This is a genomic window from Streptomyces sp. LBL (assembly GCF_029893585.1).
Taxonomy (GTDB): Bacteria; Actinomycetota; Actinomycetes; order Streptomycetales; family Streptomycetaceae; genus Streptomyces.
On sequence record NZ_JARXYX010000003.1, the window covers coordinates 115,011 to 135,246 of the forward strand.

The 20,236-nt window shown below is 71.0% G+C and carries 20 protein-coding genes, 1 pseudogene and 1 riboswitch; of the genes and pseudogenes, 11 read left to right on the forward strand and 10 right to left on the reverse strand.

Annotated features, from left to right (window positions below; all coding sequences use genetic code 11):
• Positions 1 to 124 precede the first annotated feature (124 nt).
• The 3 genes from M2271_RS04600 to M2271_RS04610 all read left to right on the forward strand — a co-directional run bounded on the left by M2271_RS04600 (position 125) and on the right by M2271_RS04610 (position 4,796).
• A complete protein-coding gene (locus M2271_RS04600; protein ID WP_280885791.1) occupies positions 125 to 2,581 on the forward strand; it encodes a SpoIIE family protein phosphatase in 2,457 nt (818 codons plus the stop codon).
• 58 nt (positions 2,582 to 2,639) lie between these two features.
• Positions 2,640 to 3,869: a SpoIIE family protein phosphatase gene (locus tag M2271_RS04605; protein ID WP_280885792.1), complete on the forward strand. Its 1,230-nt coding sequence runs from the start codon at positions 2,640 to 2,642 to the stop codon at positions 3,867 to 3,869.
• A 201-nt stretch (positions 3,870 to 4,070) separates the two neighbouring features.
• Positions 4,071 to 4,796: a lysophospholipid acyltransferase family protein gene (locus tag M2271_RS04610; protein ID WP_280885793.1), complete on the forward strand. Its 726-nt coding sequence runs from the start codon at positions 4,071 to 4,073 to the stop codon at positions 4,794 to 4,796.
• Between the two features lie 193 nt (positions 4,797 to 4,989).
• On the opposite strand, the gene M2271_RS04615 is transcribed toward M2271_RS04610, so the two are convergent.
• From M2271_RS04615 to M2271_RS04650, 8 genes are all read right to left on the reverse strand, one after another.
• Positions 4,990 to 6,594: an alpha/beta hydrolase gene (locus M2271_RS04615; RefSeq protein ID WP_280885794.1), complete on the reverse strand. Its 1,605-nt coding sequence runs from the start codon at positions 6,592 to 6,594 to the stop codon at positions 4,990 to 4,992.
• Between the two features lie 132 nt (positions 6,595 to 6,726).
• Positions 6,727 to 7,491 (reverse strand): urease accessory protein UreD, encoded by a 765-nt coding sequence (locus tag M2271_RS04620; RefSeq protein ID WP_280885961.1) that lies wholly within the window; start codon positions 7,489 to 7,491, stop codon positions 6,727 to 6,729.
• Positions 7,488 to 8,177, reverse strand: a complete 690-nt coding sequence (gene ureG, locus M2271_RS04625; RefSeq protein WP_280885795.1) for an urease accessory protein UreG — start codon at positions 8,175 to 8,177, stop codon at positions 7,488 to 7,490. The genes M2271_RS04620 and ureG overlap by 4 nt, the downstream gene beginning before the upstream one ends.
• A 169-nt stretch (positions 8,178 to 8,346) precedes the next feature.
• Positions 8,347 to 9,021 (reverse strand): urease accessory UreF family protein, encoded by a 675-nt coding sequence (locus tag M2271_RS04630; protein WP_280885796.1) that lies wholly within the window; start codon positions 9,019 to 9,021, stop codon positions 8,347 to 8,349.
• An 11-nt stretch (positions 9,022 to 9,032) separates the two neighbouring features.
• Positions 9,033 to 10,754 carry an urease subunit alpha gene (locus M2271_RS04635; protein ID WP_280885797.1) on the reverse strand — a complete coding sequence of 574 codons (1,722 nt, stop codon included), beginning with the start codon at positions 10,752 to 10,754 and terminating at the stop codon, positions 9,033 to 9,035.
• Positions 10,747 to 11,058, reverse strand: coding sequence for an urease subunit beta (locus tag M2271_RS04640; RefSeq protein WP_280885798.1), 312 nt, complete (start codon positions 11,056 to 11,058; stop codon positions 10,747 to 10,749). Before M2271_RS04640 ends, M2271_RS04635 begins: the two co-directional genes overlap by 8 nt.
• A 12-nt stretch (positions 11,059 to 11,070) precedes the next feature.
• Positions 11,071 to 11,373 (reverse strand): urease subunit gamma, encoded by a 303-nt coding sequence (locus M2271_RS04645; protein WP_164425936.1) that lies wholly within the window; start codon positions 11,371 to 11,373, stop codon positions 11,071 to 11,073.
• A gap of 379 nt (positions 11,374 to 11,752) precedes the next feature.
• Positions 11,753 to 12,034, reverse strand: a complete 282-nt coding sequence (locus tag M2271_RS04650) for a type II toxin-antitoxin system Phd/YefM family antitoxin (RefSeq protein WP_280885799.1) — start codon at positions 12,032 to 12,034, stop codon at positions 11,753 to 11,755.
• 63 nt (positions 12,035 to 12,097) lie between these two features.
• Here M2271_RS04650 and M2271_RS04655 point away from each other — a divergent pair, with 63 nt between their 5' ends.
• The 4 genes and pseudogenes from M2271_RS04655 to M2271_RS04670 form a co-directional block, all read left to right on the forward strand.
• A complete protein-coding gene (locus M2271_RS04655) occupies positions 12,098 to 12,733 on the forward strand; it encodes an ATP-dependent Clp protease proteolytic subunit (RefSeq protein WP_280885800.1) in 636 nt (211 codons plus the stop codon).
• A gap of 7 nt (positions 12,734 to 12,740) precedes the next feature.
• Entirely contained in the window at positions 12,741 to 13,046 is a 306-nt protein-coding gene (locus M2271_RS04660; protein ID WP_280885801.1) for a hypothetical protein, read from the forward strand.
• A 416-nt stretch (positions 13,047 to 13,462) separates the two neighbouring features.
• Positions 13,463 to 13,605: riboswitch (cyclic di-AMP (ydaO/yuaA leader) on the forward strand.
• 2 nt (positions 13,606 to 13,607) lie between these two features.
• Positions 13,608 to 14,081: a C40 family peptidase gene (locus M2271_RS04665; RefSeq protein WP_280885802.1), complete on the forward strand. Its 474-nt coding sequence runs from the start codon at positions 13,608 to 13,610 to the stop codon at positions 14,079 to 14,081.
• Positions 14,082 to 14,249: 168 nt separating this feature from the next.
• A pseudogene (locus tag M2271_RS04670) lies at positions 14,250 to 14,345 on the forward strand (DUF6328 family protein); the annotation flags it as partial.
• 108 nt (positions 14,346 to 14,453) lie between these two features.
• On the opposite strand, the gene M2271_RS04675 reads toward M2271_RS04670, so the two are convergent.
• Entirely contained in the window at positions 14,454 to 14,912 is a 459-nt protein-coding gene (locus M2271_RS04675; RefSeq protein ID WP_280885803.1) for an ATP-binding protein, read from the reverse strand.
• 213 nt (positions 14,913 to 15,125) lie between these two features.
• On the opposite strand from M2271_RS04675, the gene M2271_RS04680 reads away from it, so the two are divergent.
• Entirely contained in the window at positions 15,126 to 15,986 is an 861-nt protein-coding gene (locus M2271_RS04680) for a helix-turn-helix transcriptional regulator (protein ID WP_280885804.1), read from the forward strand.
• A gap of 9 nt (positions 15,987 to 15,995) precedes the next feature.
• Entirely contained in the window at positions 15,996 to 16,223 is a 228-nt protein-coding gene (locus M2271_RS04685) for a DUF397 domain-containing protein (RefSeq protein ID WP_280885805.1), read from the forward strand.
• A 155-nt stretch (positions 16,224 to 16,378) separates the two neighbouring features.
• Here the strand turns inward: M2271_RS04685 and M2271_RS04690 are convergent, their stop codons facing one another.
• Positions 16,379 to 17,506 carry an 8-amino-7-oxononanoate synthase gene (locus tag M2271_RS04690; protein ID WP_280885806.1) on the reverse strand — a complete coding sequence of 376 codons (1,128 nt, stop codon included), beginning with the start codon at positions 17,504 to 17,506 and terminating at the stop codon, positions 16,379 to 16,381.
• Between the two features lie 148 nt (positions 17,507 to 17,654).
• Here M2271_RS04690 and bioB point away from each other — a divergent pair, with 148 nt between their 5' ends.
• Together bioB and M2271_RS04700 are read left to right on the forward strand one after the other, a co-directional pair.
• Positions 17,655 to 18,875: a biotin synthase BioB gene (gene bioB / locus M2271_RS04695; RefSeq protein WP_280885807.1), complete on the forward strand. Its 1,221-nt coding sequence runs from the start codon at positions 17,655 to 17,657 to the stop codon at positions 18,873 to 18,875.
• Entirely contained in the window at positions 18,868 to 20,148 is a 1,281-nt protein-coding gene (locus tag M2271_RS04700) for an adenosylmethionine--8-amino-7-oxononanoate transaminase (protein WP_280885808.1), read from the forward strand. Before bioB ends, M2271_RS04700 begins: the two co-directional genes overlap by 8 nt.
• The last annotated feature ends 88 nt before the right edge of the window (positions 20,149 to 20,236 follow it).

A 20,236-nucleotide genomic window follows, 5' to 3' on the forward strand; every position in this document is an offset into this window, starting at 1 on the left:
CCGGCGGGGCCCCGTTCCCCGTGCGGCGCGCCCCCTGCGACCCCGCCCTCGTGCGGTCCCGTCATCGAGGGGCAAGATTGAATCAGGTAGTGGTAGACCACTCTCAGCGACAGAGAGGTCGGCCGTGGGCACACACGAGGAGCGCGACGTTGCCCGTCGGCGGTTCGACGTGGCGGACGCCGCACCCCTGCTGCTCGACGCGGCGGGGGTGGTGACGAGCTGGAGCAGTCAGGCGCAGCGGATGCTGGCGTACTCGGCCACCGAGGCGGTGGGCACCCGCCTGGCCGACCTGGTGGCCGCCGAGGACGCCGGACGGGTGCCGGAGCTGATCGAGCGGTGGCGCCGGGACGGCGGCTGGGCGGGGCTGCTGTCGGTCCGGCGCGGCGACGGGCGGCCGGTCCGCCTCATGGTGCGGATCGCCTCCACCGAGGAGGCCCGCGGGCCCTCGCGCTGGCTGGCACTGCTGTCGGAGATGACCGAGGCACCGGGCTGGGACATGCCGCGCGCGGTCCTGGAGCAGATGGTCGCCCACTCCCCCATCGGCATCGCCGTCGTCGACACGGACCTGCGGTGCGTGTGGTCGAACGCCGCCCTGGCCCGTTTCGGCGGTGGACCGCCGCAGAGCCGGATCGGGCTGCGGGTGGCGGACGTGCAGCCGGGCTATGACACCGAGGCCGTCGAGGCCCAGATGCGGCACGTCCTGGCCACCGGGGAGACGGTCATCGGATACGAGCACGTCGGCCACGTACGGTCCGCGCCGCACCGGGAGACCGCGCACGTGCTGTCGTTCACCCGGCTCGACGACGAGCAGGGCCATGCGATGGGCATCTACTACACCGTCGTCGACATCACCGCGCACCACCGTGCCCGGCAGCGGCTGGCCCTGCTCGACCGGGCCGGTGAGCAGATCGGCCGCAGCCTGGACATCGTGCGGACCGCCCAGGAGCTGCCCGACGTGGCCGTCCCGGCCTTCGCCGACCTGGTCGTCGTGGATCTGCTGGAGTCGGTGCTGCGCGGAGCGGAACCGGCGTCCGAGACGCCGGACGGGGCGGCGCCGGTGCGGCTGCGGCGGGCAGGACGCCAGTCGGCGGACGCGGACGTCACCGGGACCGTCACCATTGGCGAGGACGTGGTCTACCCGCCCGGATCACCCCCGATCCGCTGTCTGGTCACGGGTCGGTCCTGGCTGGAGGAGCGGCTCGACCGGCTCGCCCCGGAGTGGGGCACGGACTCCCCCGAGGGCCCCGCCGCGACCTTCCCGGACCGGGGCGTGCACCGCGTGCTGGTGGTGCCGGTGCGCGCGCGGGGCGTCACGCTGGGCCTGACCACGTTCTTCCGCAGGCGCCACCAGGAGCCCTTCGACGAGGACGACCTGCACCTGGCCGACGATCTCGTCTCGCGGGCGGCCGTGTGCGTGGACAACGCCCGCCGTTACACCCGCGAGCGGGAGGCCGCCCTGGCCCTGCAGCGCAATCTGCTCCCACACCGGCTGCCCGACCAGTGTGCGGTGGACGTGGCCGCCTGCTACCGGCCGGCCGACGAGCTGACCGGCCTCGGCGGCGACTGGTACGACCTGATCCCGCTCTCCGGCGCCCGGGTCGCCCTGGTGGTGGGCGAGGTTCCCGGGCACGGCATCGACGCCGCCGCCGCGATGGGGCGCCTGCGCACCGCCGTACGCACGCTCGCGGCGCTGGATCTGACGCCCGAGGAGGTGCTGGCCCACCTGGACGACCTGGTCGCGACGGCGGCCCGGGAGGAGGGCGTCGAGCCGGACCCGGTCGGCGCCGACAGCACCCAGGCGGTGGGGTCCGGGTGCGTCTACGTGATCTACGACCCCGTCGACGGACAGTGCTCGATGGCGGCCGCGGGCCATCCCGCGCCCGCGGTCGTACTGCCCGACGGGAGCGTCACGTTCGTCGATCTTCCGCAGGGGGCGCCGCTCGGCGCGGGCGGCCCGCCCTTCCAGGCGGTCGAGCTGGCCCTGGTGAAGGGCAGCACGCTGGCCCTGCACACCGACGGTCTGCTGGCCCGGGGGACCCAGTGGCCGGCCGACACCGACCGGGACCGGCTGCGCCGGGCGCTGGAGCGGGAGGCGCCCTCGCTCGACCTGCGCTGCCGGGCCGTGGTCGACGCGCTGATACCGGACCGGCCGCACGACGACGTGGCCCTGCTGATGGCCCGCACCCGGCTCCTCGGCGACGACCAGGTCGCGGACTGGGATCTGCCCGCCGACCCGGCGATCGTCTCCGAGGCCCGTAAGGAGGCCACCCGGCAGCTCACCGAGTGGAACCTGGAGGAACTGGCCTTCATCACGGAGCTGGTGGTCAGCGAACTGGTCACCAACGCCCTCCGGTACGCCACCGGACCCATCCGGCTGCGTCTGATCAAGGAGCGGGCGCTGATCTGCGAGGTGTACGACGGCGGCGCCACCGCCCCACACCTGCGTCATCCGCGCACCACGGACGAGGGCGGCCGCGGGCTGCTGCTGGTCTCCCAGTTCACCCAGCGCTGGGGCACGCGCTTCACCCCCGAAGGGAAGATCATCTGGGCGGAACAATCCCTGACGGATACGTCAGAATGACATAGAACCGGGCATTCCGTGGGAAACTGGGGTGATCACGGTGGCGAGAGCGGGAACCATGGACGATTCGGCGGTCGACTACGCGGCGGTGTTCCAGGCCCTGCCCGGAATGGTGGCCCTTCTCAGGCCCGATCTGGTCGTCGCGGACGTCAACGAGGACTTCCTCCGCACGGCAGGCCGTAAGCGGGAGCAGATGATGGGCCGCCAGCTGTTCGACGTCTTCCCGGACAACCCCAACGACCCCGCGGCGACGGGCATGCGCAACCTGAAGGCCTCGCTGCGCCGCGTGCTGACCACCGGCGAACGGGACGCGATGGCGCTGCAGCGGCACGACGTCGAGGACCCCGAGCGGCCCGGGCACTGGCGGGAGCGGTACTGGAGCCCCTGCAACGCGCCCGTGCTCGGCCCCGACGGGGAGGTGGTGCTGCTGGTGCACCGGGTCGAGGAGGTCACCGAGCTGATCCGGGCCCGCGGCGACCAGAGCGCCGGACGGATCCGGGTCCTGGAGGCCGAGCTGTACACCCGCGCCCGCGAGCTCCAGGAGATCAACGAGCAACTGCGCCAGGCGCACGCCCGGGAACGGGAGGTGGCCCTGGCCCTCCGGGAGGCGATGCTGCCCGCCCGTCCGCAGGTGGGTGACCACCGGGCGGCCGTCCGCTACCGGCCCGCGATCGGCGCGCTGAACGTGTGCGGAGACTGGTACGACCTGGTCGACCTGGTGGGCGGCCACCGGCTGGGGGTGTCCGTGGGCGACGTGGTCGGGAACGGGCTGGCGGCGGCCGGAGTGATGGGGCAGCTGCGCAGTGCGCTCAGCGCCACCTCCCGGGTCGCCGCGGGACCGGCGCAGGCGCTGGAGGTGCTGGGGCGGTACGCCCATGTGGTCGACGGCGCCGAGTCGGCCACGGCGGTGATGACGTTCATAGACTTCGACGAGCACTCCATCACCTACAGCAGCGCCGGTCACCCGCCACCCGTACTGATGCATCCCGACGGCCGGGTGGAGTTCCTCGACCGGGCCACCGACCCGCCGCTCGACGCGCGTCCCGACCCGGTCCCCAGACCACAGGCCGGCACCACCTTCGCCGACGGCGCCACCCTCGTGCTGTACACCGACGGTCTGATCGAGCGGCGACGCGAGGACGTCGACACGGGCCTGGCCCGGCTCGCCCACTCGCTGACCCGGCACCGCGAGGCGGCCCCCGAGCCCCTCGCGGACGCCGTCCTGCGGGAGCTACTGCCGCCGGGGGGTGCCACGGACGACACGGCACTCGTCATCGTACGGCTGTGAGGGACGTCGCGCGTACGCGTGCGATGGCACGACCCCTGCCCCTGCCCCTGCCCCCAACAGGCCTGCTCTCAGGGCCGGATGGCCGATCGGGCCGGTTCCCCCGGTGATCTCCTGCCCCTACACTGACACCCCCACAGCACGCCGGTTGACCTGCTGGAACACGGCGGGCCGGCACATCCCGCCGGAGTGAGGAGCGACCCGTTGTTCTACTACGTGCTCAAGTACGTGTTGCTGGGCCCCCTGTTGAGACTGGTCTTCCGGCCCCGGATCGAGGGCCTCGAACACGTACCTGACACCGGCCCGGCGATCATCGCGGGCAATCATCTCTCCTTCGCCGACCACTTCCTGATGCCGGCTGTGCTGAAGCGTCGTATCACCTTCCTCGCGAAGGCCGAGTACTTCACCGGCCCGGGGATCAAGGGCCGGCTGACCGCGTTCTTCTTCCGCAGTGCCGGGCAGATCCCGGTGGACCGGTCCGGCAAGGAGGCGGGCCAGGCCGCGATCCGCGAGGGGCTCGGCGTGCTGGGCAAGAGCGAACTGCTCGGCATCTATCCGGAGGGAACGCGCTCGCACGACGGGCGGCTCTACAAGGGCAAGGTCGGCGTCGCCGTGATGGCGCTCAAGGCCCGCGCCCCGGTGATCCCGTGCGCGATGATCGGCACCTTCGAGGCCCAGCCGCCCGGCAAGGTCGTCCCCCACATCCACCCCGTGGTGATCCGCTTCGGCAAGCCCCTCGACTTCTCCCGCTACGCGGGAATGGAGAACGAGAAGGCGATCCTGCGTGCGATCACCGACGAGATCATGTACGCCATCCTGACCCTGTCCGAGCAGGAGTACGTCGACCAGTACGCGGCCGTGGTGAAGGCGGAGGCGGCCACCGCGCACGCGGACAAGGAACGCAGGTTCCCGCGACTGCCGCTGAGTTGATCTCTGCTCGGGAGGCGTACCCGAAGTTGTTCCAGACGTATGGCGGCGTCTTCGACCACGCGGCGGAGGACACGTTCCTCGACGCACTCGACGCATGAACTCGACGCATGAACTCGACGCGTGAGTTCAACGCACGAGTTCAACGCATGAAAGGGGGGCGGCCGACGGCCGCCCCCCTTTCGCGGCGTAGGGCCTACGGCTTCGGCGTCGCGTGCGGTGCACACGTGACGTCGGTGCGGTCCAGCTTGCCGGTGAGCAGGTAGCTGTCCACCCGCTCGTTGACGCAGGGGTTGACCAGACCGGTCACACCGTGGGAGCCCGCGTCCTTCTCGGTGATCAGGCGGGAGCCCTTGAACCGTTTGTGCAACTCGACGCCGCCCTCGTACGGAGTGGCAGCGTCACGCTCGGACTGCACGATCAGCACGCCCGGCAGGCCCTTGCCGGTCTTCACGTTCACCGGCGTCTGCTGCTTGACCGGCCAGGTCGCGCAGGGCAGGTTCATCCAGGCGTTGGACCAGGTCAGGAACGGGTAGTTCCGGTGCAGCCGGGTGTTGTCACGGTCCCACTTGTTCCAGCTGGTGGGCCACTTGGCGTCGGTGCACTCGACGGCCGTGTAGACGGCGTTGCCGTTCTCCGAGGCGATGTTGCCCGCGGTGTCCGACAGGTCGGGGGCGGCCGCGTCGACGAGGGCCTGGGGGTCACCGGCGACGTACTTGCTGAAGACCGTGGCGACCGGGACCCACGAGGAGTCGTAGTACGGGGCGCTCTGGAAGAAGCCGAGCAGTTCGGCCGGGCCGACGACCCCGCCGATCGGGTTCTTCTTCGCGGTGGCCCGCAACTCCAGCCACTTCGCCTGGACTTCGGCCCGGGTGTCGCCGAGGTGGAAGGCGGCGTCGTTGGCGGCGACCCAGTCCTCCCAGTCCTTCCAGCGGCCCTCGAAGGCTATGTCCTGACCGAGGTTGGCCTCGTACCAGATGTTCTCCCGCGACGGGTTGACGACACTGTCGACGATCATCCGGCGCACATGCCCCGGGAACAGCGTGCCGTAGACCGCGCCGAGGTAGGTGCCGTAGGAGACGCCCAGGTAGTTGAGCTTCTTCTCGCCGAGCGCGGCGCGGATCACGTCCAGGTCGCGCGCGGTGTTCGGCGTGGTCATGTGCGGCAGCATCTCGCCGCTGCGCTCGTAGCAGCCCTCGGCGTACTCACGGGCGAGCTTGCGCTGGGCGCGCTTGTCGGCCTCGGAGTCCGGCACCGGGTCCATCTTGGGCGCCTTCACGAACTCCTGCGGGTCGATGCAGGAGATGGGCGCCGAGTGGCCCACACCGCGCGGATCGAAGCCCACGAAGTCGTACGCCTTGGCCGTGTTGGCCCACAAGGGTGCCTTGGTGGTGACCCGGCGCGGGAAGCGCAGACCGGATCCGCCCGGACCGCCGGGGTTGTAGATGAGCGCGCCCTGGCGCTCGTTTTTGGTGCCGGTGTTGCCGACGCGGTCGACGGCGAGCTTGATCTGCTTGCCGTAGGGCTTGGCGTAGTCGAGCGGCACGGTGACATAGCCGCACTGGATCGGCTTCTCCAGGCCCCAGTCGGCCGGGCAGTCCTGCCAGTCGATGCCGGCCTTCGCGGCCTCGGCGGCGGCGGTCGCGGCGCCGCGGGCCTCGCGGTCCGGACCGCTGTGACGGGAGTCCGCGCTGGCGCTCGCCATGGGCGCCGCCACGGCGCCGGCTATCAGCGTCGCCGTGACGAGCACTCCGGCGGAGCCGAACGCTGCCGCGCGCTTCGTCACTCTCTTGTCCCTCAAGGGGCCCTCCCCGTACGTCGTTGATGAGTACGGGGATCCTCTCCGCTGTGCGTCGCCTGAGAACAGGGGTGGTCAGCCTATTTTGCCAATCCGATAAGCGGAGCGAGGCGTTCGCTCGGCGGACTCCGACCCCTACCCGACCAACGCCAGGGCCTCGTCCAACACCCGCCGCAACCGCAGCGCGTCCGAGGCCACCGCGGTCACCAGTACGGCGGGCCCGGCGAGCGGCACGACGGCAGCGCCCGCGCCCAGCACCCGCGCGGCCACCGGCGCGTTGGCGAACTCCGGCCGTACGACGACGACTTGTCCGACGGCCCGATGTCCCGCGAGGACCGCGGGCCCGTCCCAGCCCCCGGGTGCCCCGGGACCACAGGCCAACTCCTGATCCAGCACGGCCCGCCCCGCGACCCGTACGACGAGCCTGCTGCTGAGCCGCCCGGGCTCCTCCCCCGTCCGCCCCAGCACCTGCTCCTCGCGCAACACGAGCCGGGCCGCCGAGCCGAGGTCGACGCGGGTGGTGACGGTCAGATCGCTGCCCTGTACACAGATCAACTGCTCTGGCAGCCACCGCAGTTCACCGCCGTCGGCGACGGTGAGCCGGACGTCGTAGCGGGCCTGTCCCTTCGCCTGCCCCGGCAGTGCGATGGTGGCCGCCGCCGATCCGACGGACAGCCGGGCCCCGGTCCCGACACCGGCCTCCACGGTGAAGTGGTCACCGCCGAGCGGCCCGCTCATCGCGCCGACGAGCAGGACCCGCGCCTCGTCGCCGCTCCCCCGGGTCCGCCGCAATGCCAGCGGCCCCTCGCCCTCCAGCACGGGCAGGGACGTACCGCCCCGCCCGTCGTCCCGCGCGATCATCCGGGCGGTGGCCCGCACTCCGGTCGTGCCCGCGGTCATGCCGTCCACGCGGTGAGCTGTGCCCGCACCCAGTCGGCGACGTCCTTCACTCCCGGTTCGCTCCTGAGCGACTGGAACACGACCGGCAGTTCGGCCCGCTGCGCCTTGGCGTCCGCCGCCATCCGCCCCAGGTCGGAGCCGACGTACGGCGCGAGATCGGTCTTGTTGACGACGAGCAGGTCGGCGGTGGTGACACCGGGCCCGCCCTTGCGCGGGATGTCGTCCCCGCCGGCCACGTCGATGACGAAGATCTGCGCGTCGACCAACCCCCTGGAGAAGGTCGCGGTGAGATTGTCCCCACCCGATTCGACCAGGATCAGATCCAGTGGCCCGACCTCGTCCTCCAGGTCCTCCACCGCCTCCAGATTGGCGGAGATGTCATCCCGGATCGCGGTGTGCGGACACGCCCCCGTCTCCACGGCGGTGATCCTCTCGGGCGGCAACACCGCCTCTCTGAGGAGAAACTCGGCGTCCTCCCGCGTATAGATGTCATTGGTCACGACCGCGAGCGACAACTCGTCCCGCAGGGCCCTGCACAGCGCGGCAACGGTAGCGGTCTTCCCCGACCCTACGGGCCCCCCGAGCCCGATCCGCAGACCACGCCGCCTGCCGTCAGGACGACGGGCGTCAGCACTTACTGCGGCACTTCCGGCGGTGGAACCGTCGTGGGAGTGGTCGAGATGCATGTTCGGCTCCTATACAACTGGTCCGGTGCTTCCAGGGGCAGGGGCGGAGCCCCGCGAGGGGTGCGGGGCGGAGCCCCAGGGGTGCGGGGGACCGCAGTCCCCGCCGGGGGCGCAGGGGCGGACCCCCCATGGGGGTGGGACGGGTAGGGGCGGCGGGGGCGACACCCTCCTAGGATGCGAACAGCCGTACGGGCCACTGCGCATGCGCCTCAGCCGAGATCTCCAGCAGCGGAGCGGAACCCGCAGGCACCGCCTCGACCCCTTCGTCGAGAACCGACCGCGCCGCCTCCACCGCCGCATCCGCGACACGGTCCACCTCCGGTGCCAACCGAGCCAGCACCCCCGTGGCGTCGAAGGGGTCCAGACTCAGCAGCCGCACCGTCGCCGACGCCGGCCCGCTCACACTCTCGTACACCGCGCAGTACGCCGCATCAAGAGGCCCCAGCCCAGCCGCCCGAGCCACCACCCCGAGCACCACCGGCTGGTGCGCTCCCTTGGGAAACGCCCGCGCCAGCGCATCGAGTTCCGAGGACGGCCACGTCGCCCGCGCGGCCCGCATCAACTGCCGCCCCAGCTTCCGCGCGGCACCCCGCAACGCGGGCGACGGCGTCCGCGCGTCAGCGGCCGCGTCCAGTTCCACGGGGTCCACGCCGAGGACGGCCGCCGCGGCCAGCGCGGCGGCGACCCGCCCCGCCGTGTGCAACCGCCCCCGGCAGAAGTCCTCCAGACTCGCGGCCCCGGTGATCCGCCCGGCCTTGACGGCCGCCTCGGCTCCGCCGGAGTGCGCGTGTCCCCCCGCGGGAAAGCGGCCGTCGGCCAGAACGAGGAGCGCCGCTCGTGACATGGAAGCCGCCCTCAGAAGAGGAAGTACCGCTGGGCCATGGGCAGTTCGGCGGCCGGACTCGCCTCGACGAGCTCCCCGTCGATGTATACGGCGAAACTGTCCGGGTCGACCCGTACCGACGGCCGCGCGTCGTTCTCCCGCATGTCCGCCTTGGTCACGCCCCGCGTCGACTCGATCGCGACGAAGCGCTTGCCCAACTGCAACCGCTCCGGCAGCCCGTCCTCGATCGCGAGAGGCGCCACGAAGTTGAACGAGTTGGCCGCGGGCGCCCGCCCGATCGCCCCGAACATCGGGCGCGGCAGGATCGGCTGCGGTGTCGGAATCGACGCGTTCGCGTCGCCCATCTGCGCGTACGCGATCTGCCCGCCCTTGATGACGAGGTGCGGCTTGACGCCGAAGAACGCGGGCTCCCACAGCACCAGGTCGGCGAGCTTGCCGGACTCCACGGAGCCGATCTCACGCGCCAGGCCCTGCGCGAGCGCGGGGTTGATCGTGTACTTGGCCACGTACCGCCGTACCCGATGGTTGTCCGCGCGTCCGTCCCCCGGCAGCGCACCCCGCCGCAGTTTCATCACGTGCGCGGTCTGCCAGGTCCGCATGACCACCTCGCCCACCCGCCCCATCGCCTGGGCGTCGGAGGAGATGATCGAGATGGCGCCCAGGTCGTGGAGGATGTCCTCCGCACCGATGGTGGAGGGCCGGATGCGGGACTCGGCGAAGGCAAGGTCCTCGGGGACGGCCGGATTGAGGTGGTGGCACACCATCAGCATGTCGAGGTGTTCCTCGGTGGTGTTGACGGTGAACGGCCGGGTCGGGTTGGTCGAGCTCGGCAGTACGTGCGGCTCGGAGACCACGGTCATGATGTCCGGCGCGTGCCCGCCGCCGGCCCCCTCGGTGTGGTACGCGTGGATGCCGCGGCCCGCGATGGCCGCGAGGGTGTCCCCGACGAACCCGGCCTCGTTCAGCGTGTCCGTGTGGATCGCGACCTGGATGCCGGTCCGGTCGGCGACGGTCAGCGAGGCGTCGATGACGGCCGGGGTCGAGCCCCAGTCCTCGTGCAGCTTCAGGCCGAGCGCGCCGCCGCGGATCTGGGACAGCATCGCCTCGTGCGAGACCGTGTTGCCCTTGCCGAGGAAGCCGATGTTGAGCGGGTACTGCTCCATCGCCTCCAGCATCCGGGCCAGATGCCAGGGGCCGGGCGTGACGGTGGTCGCCTTGGAGCCCTCGGCCGGTCCCGTGCCGCCGCCGACCAGCGTGGTGATACCGGCGGACAGCGCCTCGTCGGCGATCTGCGGGCAGATGAAGTGGACGTGTGCGTCGATCGCGCCGGCGGTCAGGATCCGTCCGTTGCCCGCGATGACCTCGGTCTCGGGACCGATCACCAGGTCCGGATGCACCCCGTCCATGGTGTCGGGGTTGCCCGCCTTCCCGATGCCGGCGATCCGACCGTCACGGATGCCGACGTCGGCCTTGACGACGCCCCAGTGGTCGACGATCACGGCACCGGTGATGACGGTGTCGGGGGTGCCTTCCGCGCGCGTGGCACGCGACTGACCCATCGACTCACGGATGACCTTGCCGCCGCCGAACACCGCCTCGTCACCGGCCAGCAAGGGGCCACCGCTGCGGTCCTCCTCGATCTCGATCAGCAGATCGGTGTCGGCGAGCCGGATCCGGTCGCCGGTCGTCGGGCCGAACAGGTCTGCGTACGCGGCACGCGAGATCTCAGGCATCGAGGGCACCTCCGGTCTCCCCGCGCAGCCCGGGCACCACACGGGCGCCGGCCAGCGGGACGAGTTCGACGTCGACGGGGATCCCGGGCTCGAAGCGCACGGCGGTACCGGCGGCGATGTTGAGCCGCTTTCCGCGCGCTGCCGCACGGTCGAAGTCCAGGCCGGGGTTGGCCTCGGCGAAGTGGTAGTGGGAGCCGACCTGGACGGGCCGGTCGGCGGCGTTGAGGACGGTCAGCGGGGTGACCTCGCGGCCCTCGTTGTAGACGATCGGGTCCTCGGCGAACAGGAACTCTCCGGGAATCACGGCGGCCTCCCGTCAGACGATCGGGTCGTGGACGGTGACGAGCTTGGTGCCGTCCGGGAAGGTCGCCTCGACCTGGACGTCGTGGATCATCTCGGGGATGCCGTCCATGACGTCGTCCCTGGTGAGCAGCTTGCGACCGGATGCCATGAGTTCCGCCACCGTACGGCCGTCCCGCGCGCCCTCAAGGATGTGCGACGTGATGAGGGCGACGGCCTCCGGGTGGTTCAGCCTGAGGCCGCGGGCCCGGCGCTTCTCGGCGACGTCCGCCGCCACGTGGATGAGCAGCCGCTCTTGCTCGTGCGGGGTCAGTTGCACGTCCCACCTCACAGTCCTCGCTCCGGACCGTGCGGGGCCCGGTTGCCGCAGCCCCGGGGCAACGTCCCTGGTGGCGTGGAGGGGCACGGTAGTGGGACCGGGTTTCATACGCGTTAACCGGGCTGTGATCCGTTTCGGCCTCCTGCCGCCAAAACGACCCGCTCGTCAACGCCCGTGAACCGGTCCTGGAGGGCCTCGGCCGGTGACGACCCGAAGAAGGGGCAGCCGAGAGGAGGCAGCCGAGAGGGGGCAGTCGCGCAATGGGTCCCAGCACCACGGTGATCATGGTGCGCGCGACGCGCCCGGCCGAGACGCGACGCGCTCGGCCGGAGACCTGTATGTCCGGGCGCGTCATCCCCGCCCCTGCGGGTCTCGTCGTCTATGCGGGCCCGGTCCCGCGGTGGTGGGCCGCGATGCCGAAGCGCTGCTGTTCGCGTGGGGCGGAGGCGACCTCGTGTCGCACGGTGGAGACCGCGCTGATCACCTGCTCCTCCGCGGGTTCCTGGAGTTCCTCCAGCCGTTCGAGGTCGGCGGCGGAGACCAGCGCGACGAGGGGTTTGCCGTGCCGTGTCACGACCACCCGCTCGCCGCCGTACACCACCCGGTTGATCAGGTCGGCGAGTTCAGCCCTGGCTTGCGTCACCGGAATCTCGTAGGCCATACCTCCATCATAACGTCACGTACATCCTGTACATTTTTTACAGACGCCGAAGGAGGGGTTCCCATGACCCGACCGTCCGCCCGCCATGTCCTGCCCGAGTTCACCGAACGCACGAGCTCCGGACAGCGGACGATGGATCCGTACTCGAAGCTGCTGGAGGAGCGGATCGTCTTCCTCGGGACACCGGTCGACGACATCTCGGCGAACGACGTGATGGCCCAGTTCATGTACCTCGAGTACCAGGACCCGGACCGGGACATCTCGCTGTACATCAACTCCCCCGGCGGTTCGTTCACCGCGATGTCGGCGATCTACGACACGCTCCAGTACGTCACGTGCGACGTGGAGACGGTCTGCCTGGGCCAGGCGGGCACGTCCGCCGCGGTGCTGCTCGCGGCGGGCACTCCGGGCAAGCGGTCCGCGCTGCCGGGGGCGCGGATGGTGATCCGGCAGCCCGAGATCACCGAGCCGGTGGAGGGACAGGCCAGCGATCTGGCCATCCAGGCCGAGGAGTTGACGCGGATGCGGAGCCGGCTGGAGGAGATGCTCGTACGGCACACCGGGCGGACGTCGGAGCAGGTGCACGCGGACATCGAGCGGGACAGGTTCCTCACCGCCCAGGAGGCCGTGGAGTACGGCCTCGTGGACCGGCTCGTCCCGAGCCGCAAGGTCTCCGGCACCTCACCCGGCGCGAGGTGAGCCGCCGATGCTGCCCGATCTTCCGCCCCTGCCCGCCCTCACCCGCGCCGAGGGCGAATTGATCGACCGTTACCTCGACGTCGTCGACCTGCTCGGCCGGATCAATCCGGGCCGGCACGGGGACACGTACAGCGGGCTGCGGGCCGCCCAGGCGCTGGTGAGCAAGGCGGCCGCGCTGCGGGACGCGCTGGAGCTGATGCACCGTCGGGGCGAGGCCGAACTGCACGCCGACACGCTGGCGCGTGCGCTGCGTGTACTGGACGGGGAGCGCCGCACCGCTCGCGTCACGGTGCCGCCGCGCTCCGACAGTTGACGCACACACAGCCGGTCCGGACGCGCCGCCCCCTTCGAAGGCCGTCCGGACCGGCGCCGAAACGGACCAAACGACGTACCTCCGTTCAGCGTAGACGCGGGTCCTTTTATGAGCCCTCCGAGGTCGGTCAACGCGCGTAGCCGGAGGACGAAATGGGGCGTTCCGGTGCTGGTCCGAGCGTCCTCGGCCCTCTCGACACCCCTTCGAACACGAGGGTGTCCACCCGAACGGGTGGGTGGTGAGGAACAACACAAACCCTCGGTTCCATTGGGATTTTCGGACATCCGTGAGTCAAGATCCGTGACTGACGACAAGACCCCGTCGAAGCGGCGGGGCGATCCGGGCGGACGCCGAGTCCTGCCGCCGCCTGGGTGACCGGTCGACAGAAGTGGATCGGCAGGAGTGGAGGACCCGAGCACGACGGGTCGCCGGAACGTCGTCTCCGCAGGGGAGACGCCGGGTCGAGCAGCCCTTGGGGTGAAGCCGCGTCAGCGGCCGGGCAACTTTGTCAGCCCGAATCCGACAGGTCATCCTTCACAGGCGGCTGACGAAGGGTTGCGCATGACTGCGCTCAATCGTGTCCCGTCGCTCATGGTCCGGGCCGGTACGGCCTCGGCCTTCGCCATCGCCGCCGTCGGCGGCTCGATCGTGGTTCCGGGTGTCGCCGCCGACGCCGCGGCTGCCACACCGGCGACGAAGGCACTGCAAGTCGCGGCGTCCAAGAAGGGCTCCCCGTACAAGTACGGGGCCATCGGGCCGAAGAGGTTCGACTGCTCCGGACTGACGCAGTACTCGTTCAAGAAGGCCGGCAAGAAGCTGCCCCGCACGGCAGCACAGCAGTACAACAAGACGCGCCACATCTCCTCCACCAGCCGCAAGGCGGGAGACCTGGTGTTCTTCCACTCGGGCTCGAACGTGTACCACGTCGGCATCTACGCCGGGAAGGGCAAGCTCTGGCACTCCCCGAAGACCGGGGACGTCGTCCGACTGCAGAAGATCTGGACGAAGAGCGTCTGGTACGGCCGGGTCAAGTGACCCTCCCGCGGGGGTGACGGCGCCCTGACGCGCCGTCACCCTCAGCGGGCTCCAGCCGGTCCCGGCGGGCTCCAGTGCGTCCCGGCGGACCCCAGCCGGTCCCAGCGGGCTCCAGTGCGTGAAACGGTCTCGAATGGTCACCCGTCCTGCCATGGCCGACCACCGCCCCTGCACCGCCCCTGCACCGCCCGCAACGAGACGCCGCTGGAACGCGCCGACCGTAACTTCGGCGAACTCCTCCAGGAACTGCGCGTCACCGAGAGCTGTCGGCGCGCCGTCGGTGACGCGTGGGGACATCGGGGCGACGCCGGCCTCGGACGCCTTCCGGGTCCTGCTCCGCGGTGCGTCGGCCGGGGCCACTCCGTGTGAGGCCTACGGCTCCTGCTGCCCGGCCGCCGGTACCGGCTCGGCCGGGCCGGTCCAGGGCAGCTCGATGAAGACCGTCTTGCCGCCCTCGCGGGTGGGCCGGACTCTCAGCCTGCCGCCGCGTTCGGCGGTCAGCCAGCGGACGATCACCATGCCCCGGCCGTTGTCCTGCTGGACGGCGGCGGGGAGCCGTTGGGGGAAACGGGGATGGCTGTCGGTGACACCGATGCGCAGGTGTTCGTCACGGTCGAGCGCGAGGTCCACCGTGAAGGTGGGTGACTGTCCGAAGGTGTGCTGTACGGCGTTGGTGGTGAGTTCGGAGACGATCAGCCGGATGGTGTCGGCGATCTCCGTGTCCGTCGACAGGCCCCACTCCATCAGAGTGGTGAGTACATGAGCGCGGGCCGCGGAGACCGAGGCGGGATCGCTCGGCAGAGTGACGGATGCTTCCAGATGGTCTGCCATGGCGACGTGGTCCCTTTCCCACCGGACCGCGGTCCGACGCGGAGCGGATGGTTCGAGTACGGTCCCGGACTGGTGCTTCGTCGTCAGACTGCCACCAGCAGGGTGGTCATGGGCGGCGATCCACCAAGATGTGCATATATCTGTCGCTCGAAGCGGTGAACTCTGCGACGACAGACCGTATGTGGGTGCCTCGATCGGAGTAAGGAGTGGCCCATGCAGAACGGTCCCGCGGTGCGCCGCCGGAAGCTGGGCGCCGAACTGCGTGCGCTGCGCACCGGTGCGGGGCTCACGAGTGGCGAGGCGGCCCGGCTGGTGGGCTGGCACCAGTCGAAGGTGAGCCGGATCGAGACCGGTACCAGCGGGGTGAAACCGGCCGATGTGCGGTTGCTGCTCGATGCCTTTGGCGTACGCGACTCCCAACTGCGGGAGTTACTGATGGTGTTGGCGGGCTTTGACGAGAGTGCGGGCCGCCACCACTGGTGGCACGCGTACCGGGGGGTGCTGCCGCCGACCTACCGGGACTTCATCAGCCTGGAGTCGCAGGCGAGCGCGATGCGCACGCTGGAGACCTCGGTGGTGCCGGGGCTGCTGCAGACGCCGGAGTACGCCCGGGCGGTGACCCGGGCGGCGGTGGACGGGCTGGACGACGAGCGACTGGACGCCCTGGTGGAGGTGCGGTTGGCCAGGCAGGACGTGCTGCGCTCACAACCGCCGCTGGAGCTGAGCGCCGTGCTGGACGAGGCGGTGCTGCGGCGCGAGGTCGGCGGACCCGAGATCATGACACGACAACTGGAGCAGCTGGTCGAGGCGGCCCGACTGCCCCACGTGCGGTTACAAGTACTGCCGTTCGCCGCCGGAGCGCACGTCGGCGTGACCGGGCCTTTCGTTATCTTCTCATTTTCGACCACATCAGATCTGGATGTGGTCGTTCTTGACCACTTGACGAGTAGCCTCTATCTCGAACGGGGAGAAGACCTGCAGGCCTACACCGAGGCCTTCAACGCCCTTCAGTTCCACGCCCTTTCGCCCGAGGACTCGTTGGACTACATCGCCGCAACAGGTGACGGCGCGTAAGGAGGCACCATGTCCGTCCTGCCTCGGCACGTACCTTCCAGTTCCGATCTGCCCGAGGTGCGGTGGCTGCGCAGCAGCTACAGCACCGGTGCGAACAACTGCGTCGAGACAGCCCGGCTCGGAGCAGGCCGCTGGGCCGGGCTGCTCGCCGTGCGCGACTCCAAGGCCCCGTCCGGACCCGCGCTGCTCTTCTCCCCCGAGAGCTGGGCGGGATTCACGGCCAGGTTCCAGCCCTGATCATCCTGATCAGCCCCGGCCCCCCGATCGATCCTGACTGAGATTGATCATTCGATCATCGCTGGTCAATGGTGACCAGCCCGGTCGGGGCACTCGGTCCACCGGGGCCCAGCGCACGGCCGTGTCCCGCCGACTCATGGTCGTGCCCTGCCGACTCACGGTCGTGTCTCACCGATCACTCGTACAGCGCGTTCGATCTGCCCCGCGGAGAGGTCCGCGCGGGCGGTCAGCCGCAGCCGTGAGATGCCGTCGGGGACGGAAGGAGGACGGAAGCAGCCCACGGCCAGCCCGGCGGTACGGCAGTCGGCCGCCCAGCCGACGGCCGCCTCCGGGGACGGCGCCCGCACCGAGACCACCGCGGCGTCCGGGCGTACCGCCTGGAGGCCCGCGGCGGTCAGGCGTGTGTGGAGTTCGGCCGCCACCGCGCGGGCCCGCTGCGCCCGCTCCGGCTCGCGGCGCAGCAGCCGCAGCGCCGCGAGCGCCGCGCCGGCCGCCGCGGGGGCGAGGCCGGTGTCGAAGATGAACGTCCGGGCCGTGTTGAGCAGGTGGTCGATCACCCGGGAAGGACCGAGCACGGCGCCGCCCTGGCTGCCGAGGGACTTGGACAGCGTGACGGTCACCACGACATCGTCGGCGCCCGCGAGCCCTGCCGAGTGCGGGGCCCCGCGGCCGGCGTCGCCGAGCACGCCCAGCCCGTGGGCGTCGTCGACGACCAGCGCCGCGCCGCGCTTCCGGCACGCCTCGGCGAGGGCGGCCAGCGGGGCCGCGTCGCCGTCCACCGAGAAGACCGTGTCGGAGACGACGACGGCGGGGCCCTCGTGTGTCCGCAGGGCCTTGCCCACGGCGTCCGGGTCGGCGTGCCCGACGACCTGGGTGGCGCCGCGGGCCAGCCGGCAGCCGTCGATCAGGGAGGCGTGGTTGCCCGCGTCGGAGACGATCAGCGAGCCGTGAGGGGCGAGCGCGGTGACCGCGGCCAGGTTCGCCGCGTAGCCCGACGAGAAGACGAGGGCCGCCTCGAAGCCGCAGAAGTCGGCCAGCTCCCGTTCCAGCTCGGCGTGGAGCGCGGTGGTCCCGGTGACCAGCCGGGAGCCGGTCGCGCCGCCGCCCCAGGTCCGGGCGGCCCGCGCCGCGCCCTCGGTGACCTCGGGGTGGCGGGCCAGGCCCAGATAGTCGTTGCTCGCGAGGTCCAGCAACGGCGAGTCGGCAGGACGGGGGCGCAGCGTCCGTACGAGGCCTGCGCGACGGCGTCGGTCCGCCTCCTCGTCGATCCAGCCGAACGCCATCGGTCCTCCAGGGCTTTTGTAGGCAGTGCACAGACACTAACGGGACGGCCAGGCACCCACTGTGTGGCGATACCCACACCTTTGAGAGCTCGTCTTGTGTGCGAACCCTCCTTGGCCCGGACGGGTCCTTAGGACAGGATCGACTCTCATGGACCTGCTGAACACGCTGGTGGACAAGGGGCTTCGGCGCGAGGTGCCGAGCCGCGAGGAGGCGCTCGCCGTCCTCGCCACTCCCGACGACGACCTGCTCGACGTGGTGGCCGCGGCCGGCCGGGTGCGCCGGCACTGGTTCGGCCGGCGGGTGAAACTCAACTATCTCGTCAACCTCAAGTCGGGCCTGTGCCCGGAGGACTGCTCCTACTGCTCCCAGCGACTCGGCTCCACCGCCGGCATCCTCAAGTACACCTGGCTCAAGCCCGACGAGGCCTCGAAGGCCGCGGCAGCCGGCTTGGCGGGAGGCGCCAAGCGGATCTGCCTGGTGGCGTCCGGGCGCGGGCCTACCGACCGGGACGTCGACCGGGTCTCCGACACCATCAAGACGATCAAGGAACAGAACCAGGACGTCGAGGTGTGCGCCTGTCTGGGCCTGCTCTCCGACGGTCAGGCCGAGCGGCTGCGGGCGGCGGGCGCGGACGCCTACAACCACAACCTGAACACCTCCGAGGCCACCTACGGCGACATCACCACCACCCACACCTACGCCGACCGGGTGGACACGGTGCACAAGGCGCACGCGGCGGGCCTGTCGGCCTGCTCCGGTCTGATCGCGGGCATGGGCGAGTCGGACGAGGACCTGGTCGACGTGGTGTTCTCACTGCGCGAGCTGGACCCGGACTCGGTTCCGGTCAACTTCCTCATCCCGGTCGAGGGCACCCCGCTGGCCACGGAGTGGAACCTCACCCCGCAGCGGTGTCTGCGGATCCTGGCCATGGTGCGGTTCGTCTGCCCGGACGTCGAGGTGCGCATCGCGGGCGGTCGCGAGGTCCATCTGCGTACGATGCAGCCGCTCGCCCTGCACCTGGCCAACTCGATCTTCCTCGGCGACTACCTCACGACGGAGGGCCAGGCCGGCCAGGCCGACCTGGAGATGATCGCGGACGCCGGGTTCGAGGTGGAGGGCACGGATCAGGTGACCCTGCCCCAGCACCGGGTGGCCGAGGGGAGCGGCGGATGCGGGTCCCACGAGGACGCTGATCGCGGGTCGCACGAGGACGCCGGCTGCGGGTCCCACGGGAGCGTCGGGTGCGGATCGCGCGAGGGTGGCGCGGTGTGCGGTACGGCTGCAGCGCCGGCCGCGAGTGAGCCCCGTACCGACCTCGTCGCCGTACGCCGTCGGGGTGCCGGAACGGATCTCGCGCCCAATGCCTGACCTGACCGTGCCCGAGCTGCTGGAGCTGGACCGGCGGCACGTGTGGCATCCGTACGGTCCGATGCCCGGCCGGCAGGAACCGCTCGTCGTGGCTGCGGCGAGCGGGGTGCGGCTGAAGCTGGCCGGCGGCTCGGGCGAGCTGGTCGACGGCATGTCGTCCTGGTGGTCGGCGATCCACGGCTACAACCACCCGGTGCTCAACGAGGCCGCGCGCGAGCAGCTCGGGCGGATGAGCCATGTGATGTTCGGCGGGCTCACCCACGAACCCGCCGTACGACTGGCGAAGCTTCTTGTCGACATGTCACCCGACGGTCTGGAGCATGTCTTCCTCGCCGACTCGGGTTCGGTGTCGGTCGAGGTCGCGGTCAAGATGTGTCTGCAGTACTGGCGCTCACTGGGCCGCGCGTCGAAACAACGCCTGCTGACCTGGCGCGGCGGTTACCACGGCGACACCTGGCAGCCGATGTCGGTGTGCGATCCCGAGGGCGGGATGCACGAGCTGTGGTCCGGCATGCTGCCCCGGCAGGTCTTCGTGGGTCCGCCGCCCGCCGCTTACGAGGAGTCGTACACACAGGAGCTGCGCGCGGCAATCGCACGGCACGCCGACGAGCTGGCCGCGGTGATCGTCGAGCCGGTGGTGCAGGGCGCCGGGGGGATGCGGTTCCACTCCCCCGCGTATCTGCGGGTGCTGCGCGAGGCGTGCGACGCGCACGACGTGCTCCTGGTGTTCGACGAGATCGCGACGGGGTTCGGACGTACCGGCGCGTTGTTCGCGGCCGGGCACGCGGCGGTGACGCCCGATGTGATGTGTGTGGGCAAGGCCCTGACCGGTGGCTATCTGACGATGGCGGCCACGCTGTGCACCACGCGGGTGGCCGAGGGCATCTCACGCGGCGAGGTCCCGGTGCTCGCCCACGGTCCCACCTTCATGGGCAACCCGCTGGCGGCCTCCGTCGCCTGCGCCTCCATCGAGCTGCTGCTGGGCCAGGACTGGCTGTCCGAGGTCAAGCGGATCGAGGCGGGGCTGCGGGAGGGACTGGCTCCGGCGGCCGAGCTGCCGGGGGTGACGGACGTACGGGTGCTCGGGGCGATCGGTGTCGTCCAGCTCGACCACGCCGTCGACATGAAGGCGGCCACCGAGGCCGCCGTGCGTGAGGGCGTGTGGCTGCGGCCGTTCCGCGACCTGATCTACACCATGCCGCCGTACGTCACCGGCGACGTGGACGTGGCCCGGATCGCGCGGGCGGTGTGCGCGGCGGCGCGCGAGGGATGAGCACGGCCGGGGATGAGCGCAGCGAGGGATGAGCGCAGCGAGGGATGAGCGCGGCGAGGACAAGGGAAGGGCGTTGAGGGCAAGGGTG

Excerpts from the sequence above, each read along its gene's own strand:
- M2271_RS04675 (WP_280885803.1), bottom strand. The coding sequence starts at position 14,912 with ATGGCAGACCATCTGGAAGCATCCGTCACTCTGCCGAGCGATCCCGCC.
- M2271_RS04650 (WP_280885799.1), bottom strand. The coding sequence starts at position 12,034 with ATGGCCTACGAGATTCCGGTGACGCAAGCCAGGGCTGAACTCGCCGAC.
- M2271_RS04690 (WP_280885806.1), bottom strand. The coding sequence starts at position 17,506 with ATGGCGTTCGGCTGGATCGACGAGGAGGCGGACCGACGCCGTCGCGCA.
- M2271_RS04685 (WP_280885805.1), top strand. The coding sequence starts at position 15,996 with ATGTCCGTCCTGCCTCGGCACGTACCTTCCAGTTCCGATCTGCCCGAG.
- ureG (WP_280885795.1), bottom strand. The coding sequence starts at position 8,177 with ATGCATCTCGACCACTCCCACGACGGTTCCACCGCCGGAAGTGCCGCA.
- M2271_RS04700 (WP_280885808.1), top strand. The coding sequence starts at position 18,868 with ATGCCTGACCTGACCGTGCCCGAGCTGCTGGAGCTGGACCGGCGGCAC.
- M2271_RS04660 (WP_280885801.1), top strand. The coding sequence starts at position 12,741 with ATGCTGCCCGATCTTCCGCCCCTGCCCGCCCTCACCCGCGCCGAGGGC.
- M2271_RS04620 (WP_280885961.1), bottom strand. The coding sequence starts at position 7,491 with ATGACCGCGGGCACGACCGGAGTGCGGGCCACCGCCCGGATGATCGCG.
- M2271_RS04665 (WP_280885802.1), top strand. The coding sequence starts at position 13,608 with ATGACTGCGCTCAATCGTGTCCCGTCGCTCATGGTCCGGGCCGGTACG.
- M2271_RS04655 (WP_280885800.1), top strand. The coding sequence starts at position 12,098 with ATGACCCGACCGTCCGCCCGCCATGTCCTGCCCGAGTTCACCGAACGC.
- bioB (WP_280885807.1), top strand. The coding sequence starts at position 17,655 with ATGGACCTGCTGAACACGCTGGTGGACAAGGGGCTTCGGCGCGAGGTG.
- M2271_RS04635 (WP_280885797.1), bottom strand. The coding sequence starts at position 10,754 with ATGCCTGAGATCTCGCGTGCCGCGTACGCAGACCTGTTCGGCCCGACG.
- M2271_RS04680 (WP_280885804.1), top strand. The coding sequence starts at position 15,126 with ATGCAGAACGGTCCCGCGGTGCGCCGCCGGAAGCTGGGCGCCGAACTG.
- M2271_RS04605 (WP_280885792.1), top strand. The coding sequence starts at position 2,640 with ATGGACGATTCGGCGGTCGACTACGCGGCGGTGTTCCAGGCCCTGCCC.
- M2271_RS04630 (WP_280885796.1), bottom strand. The coding sequence starts at position 9,021 with ATGTCACGAGCGGCGCTCCTCGTTCTGGCCGACGGCCGCTTTCCCGCG.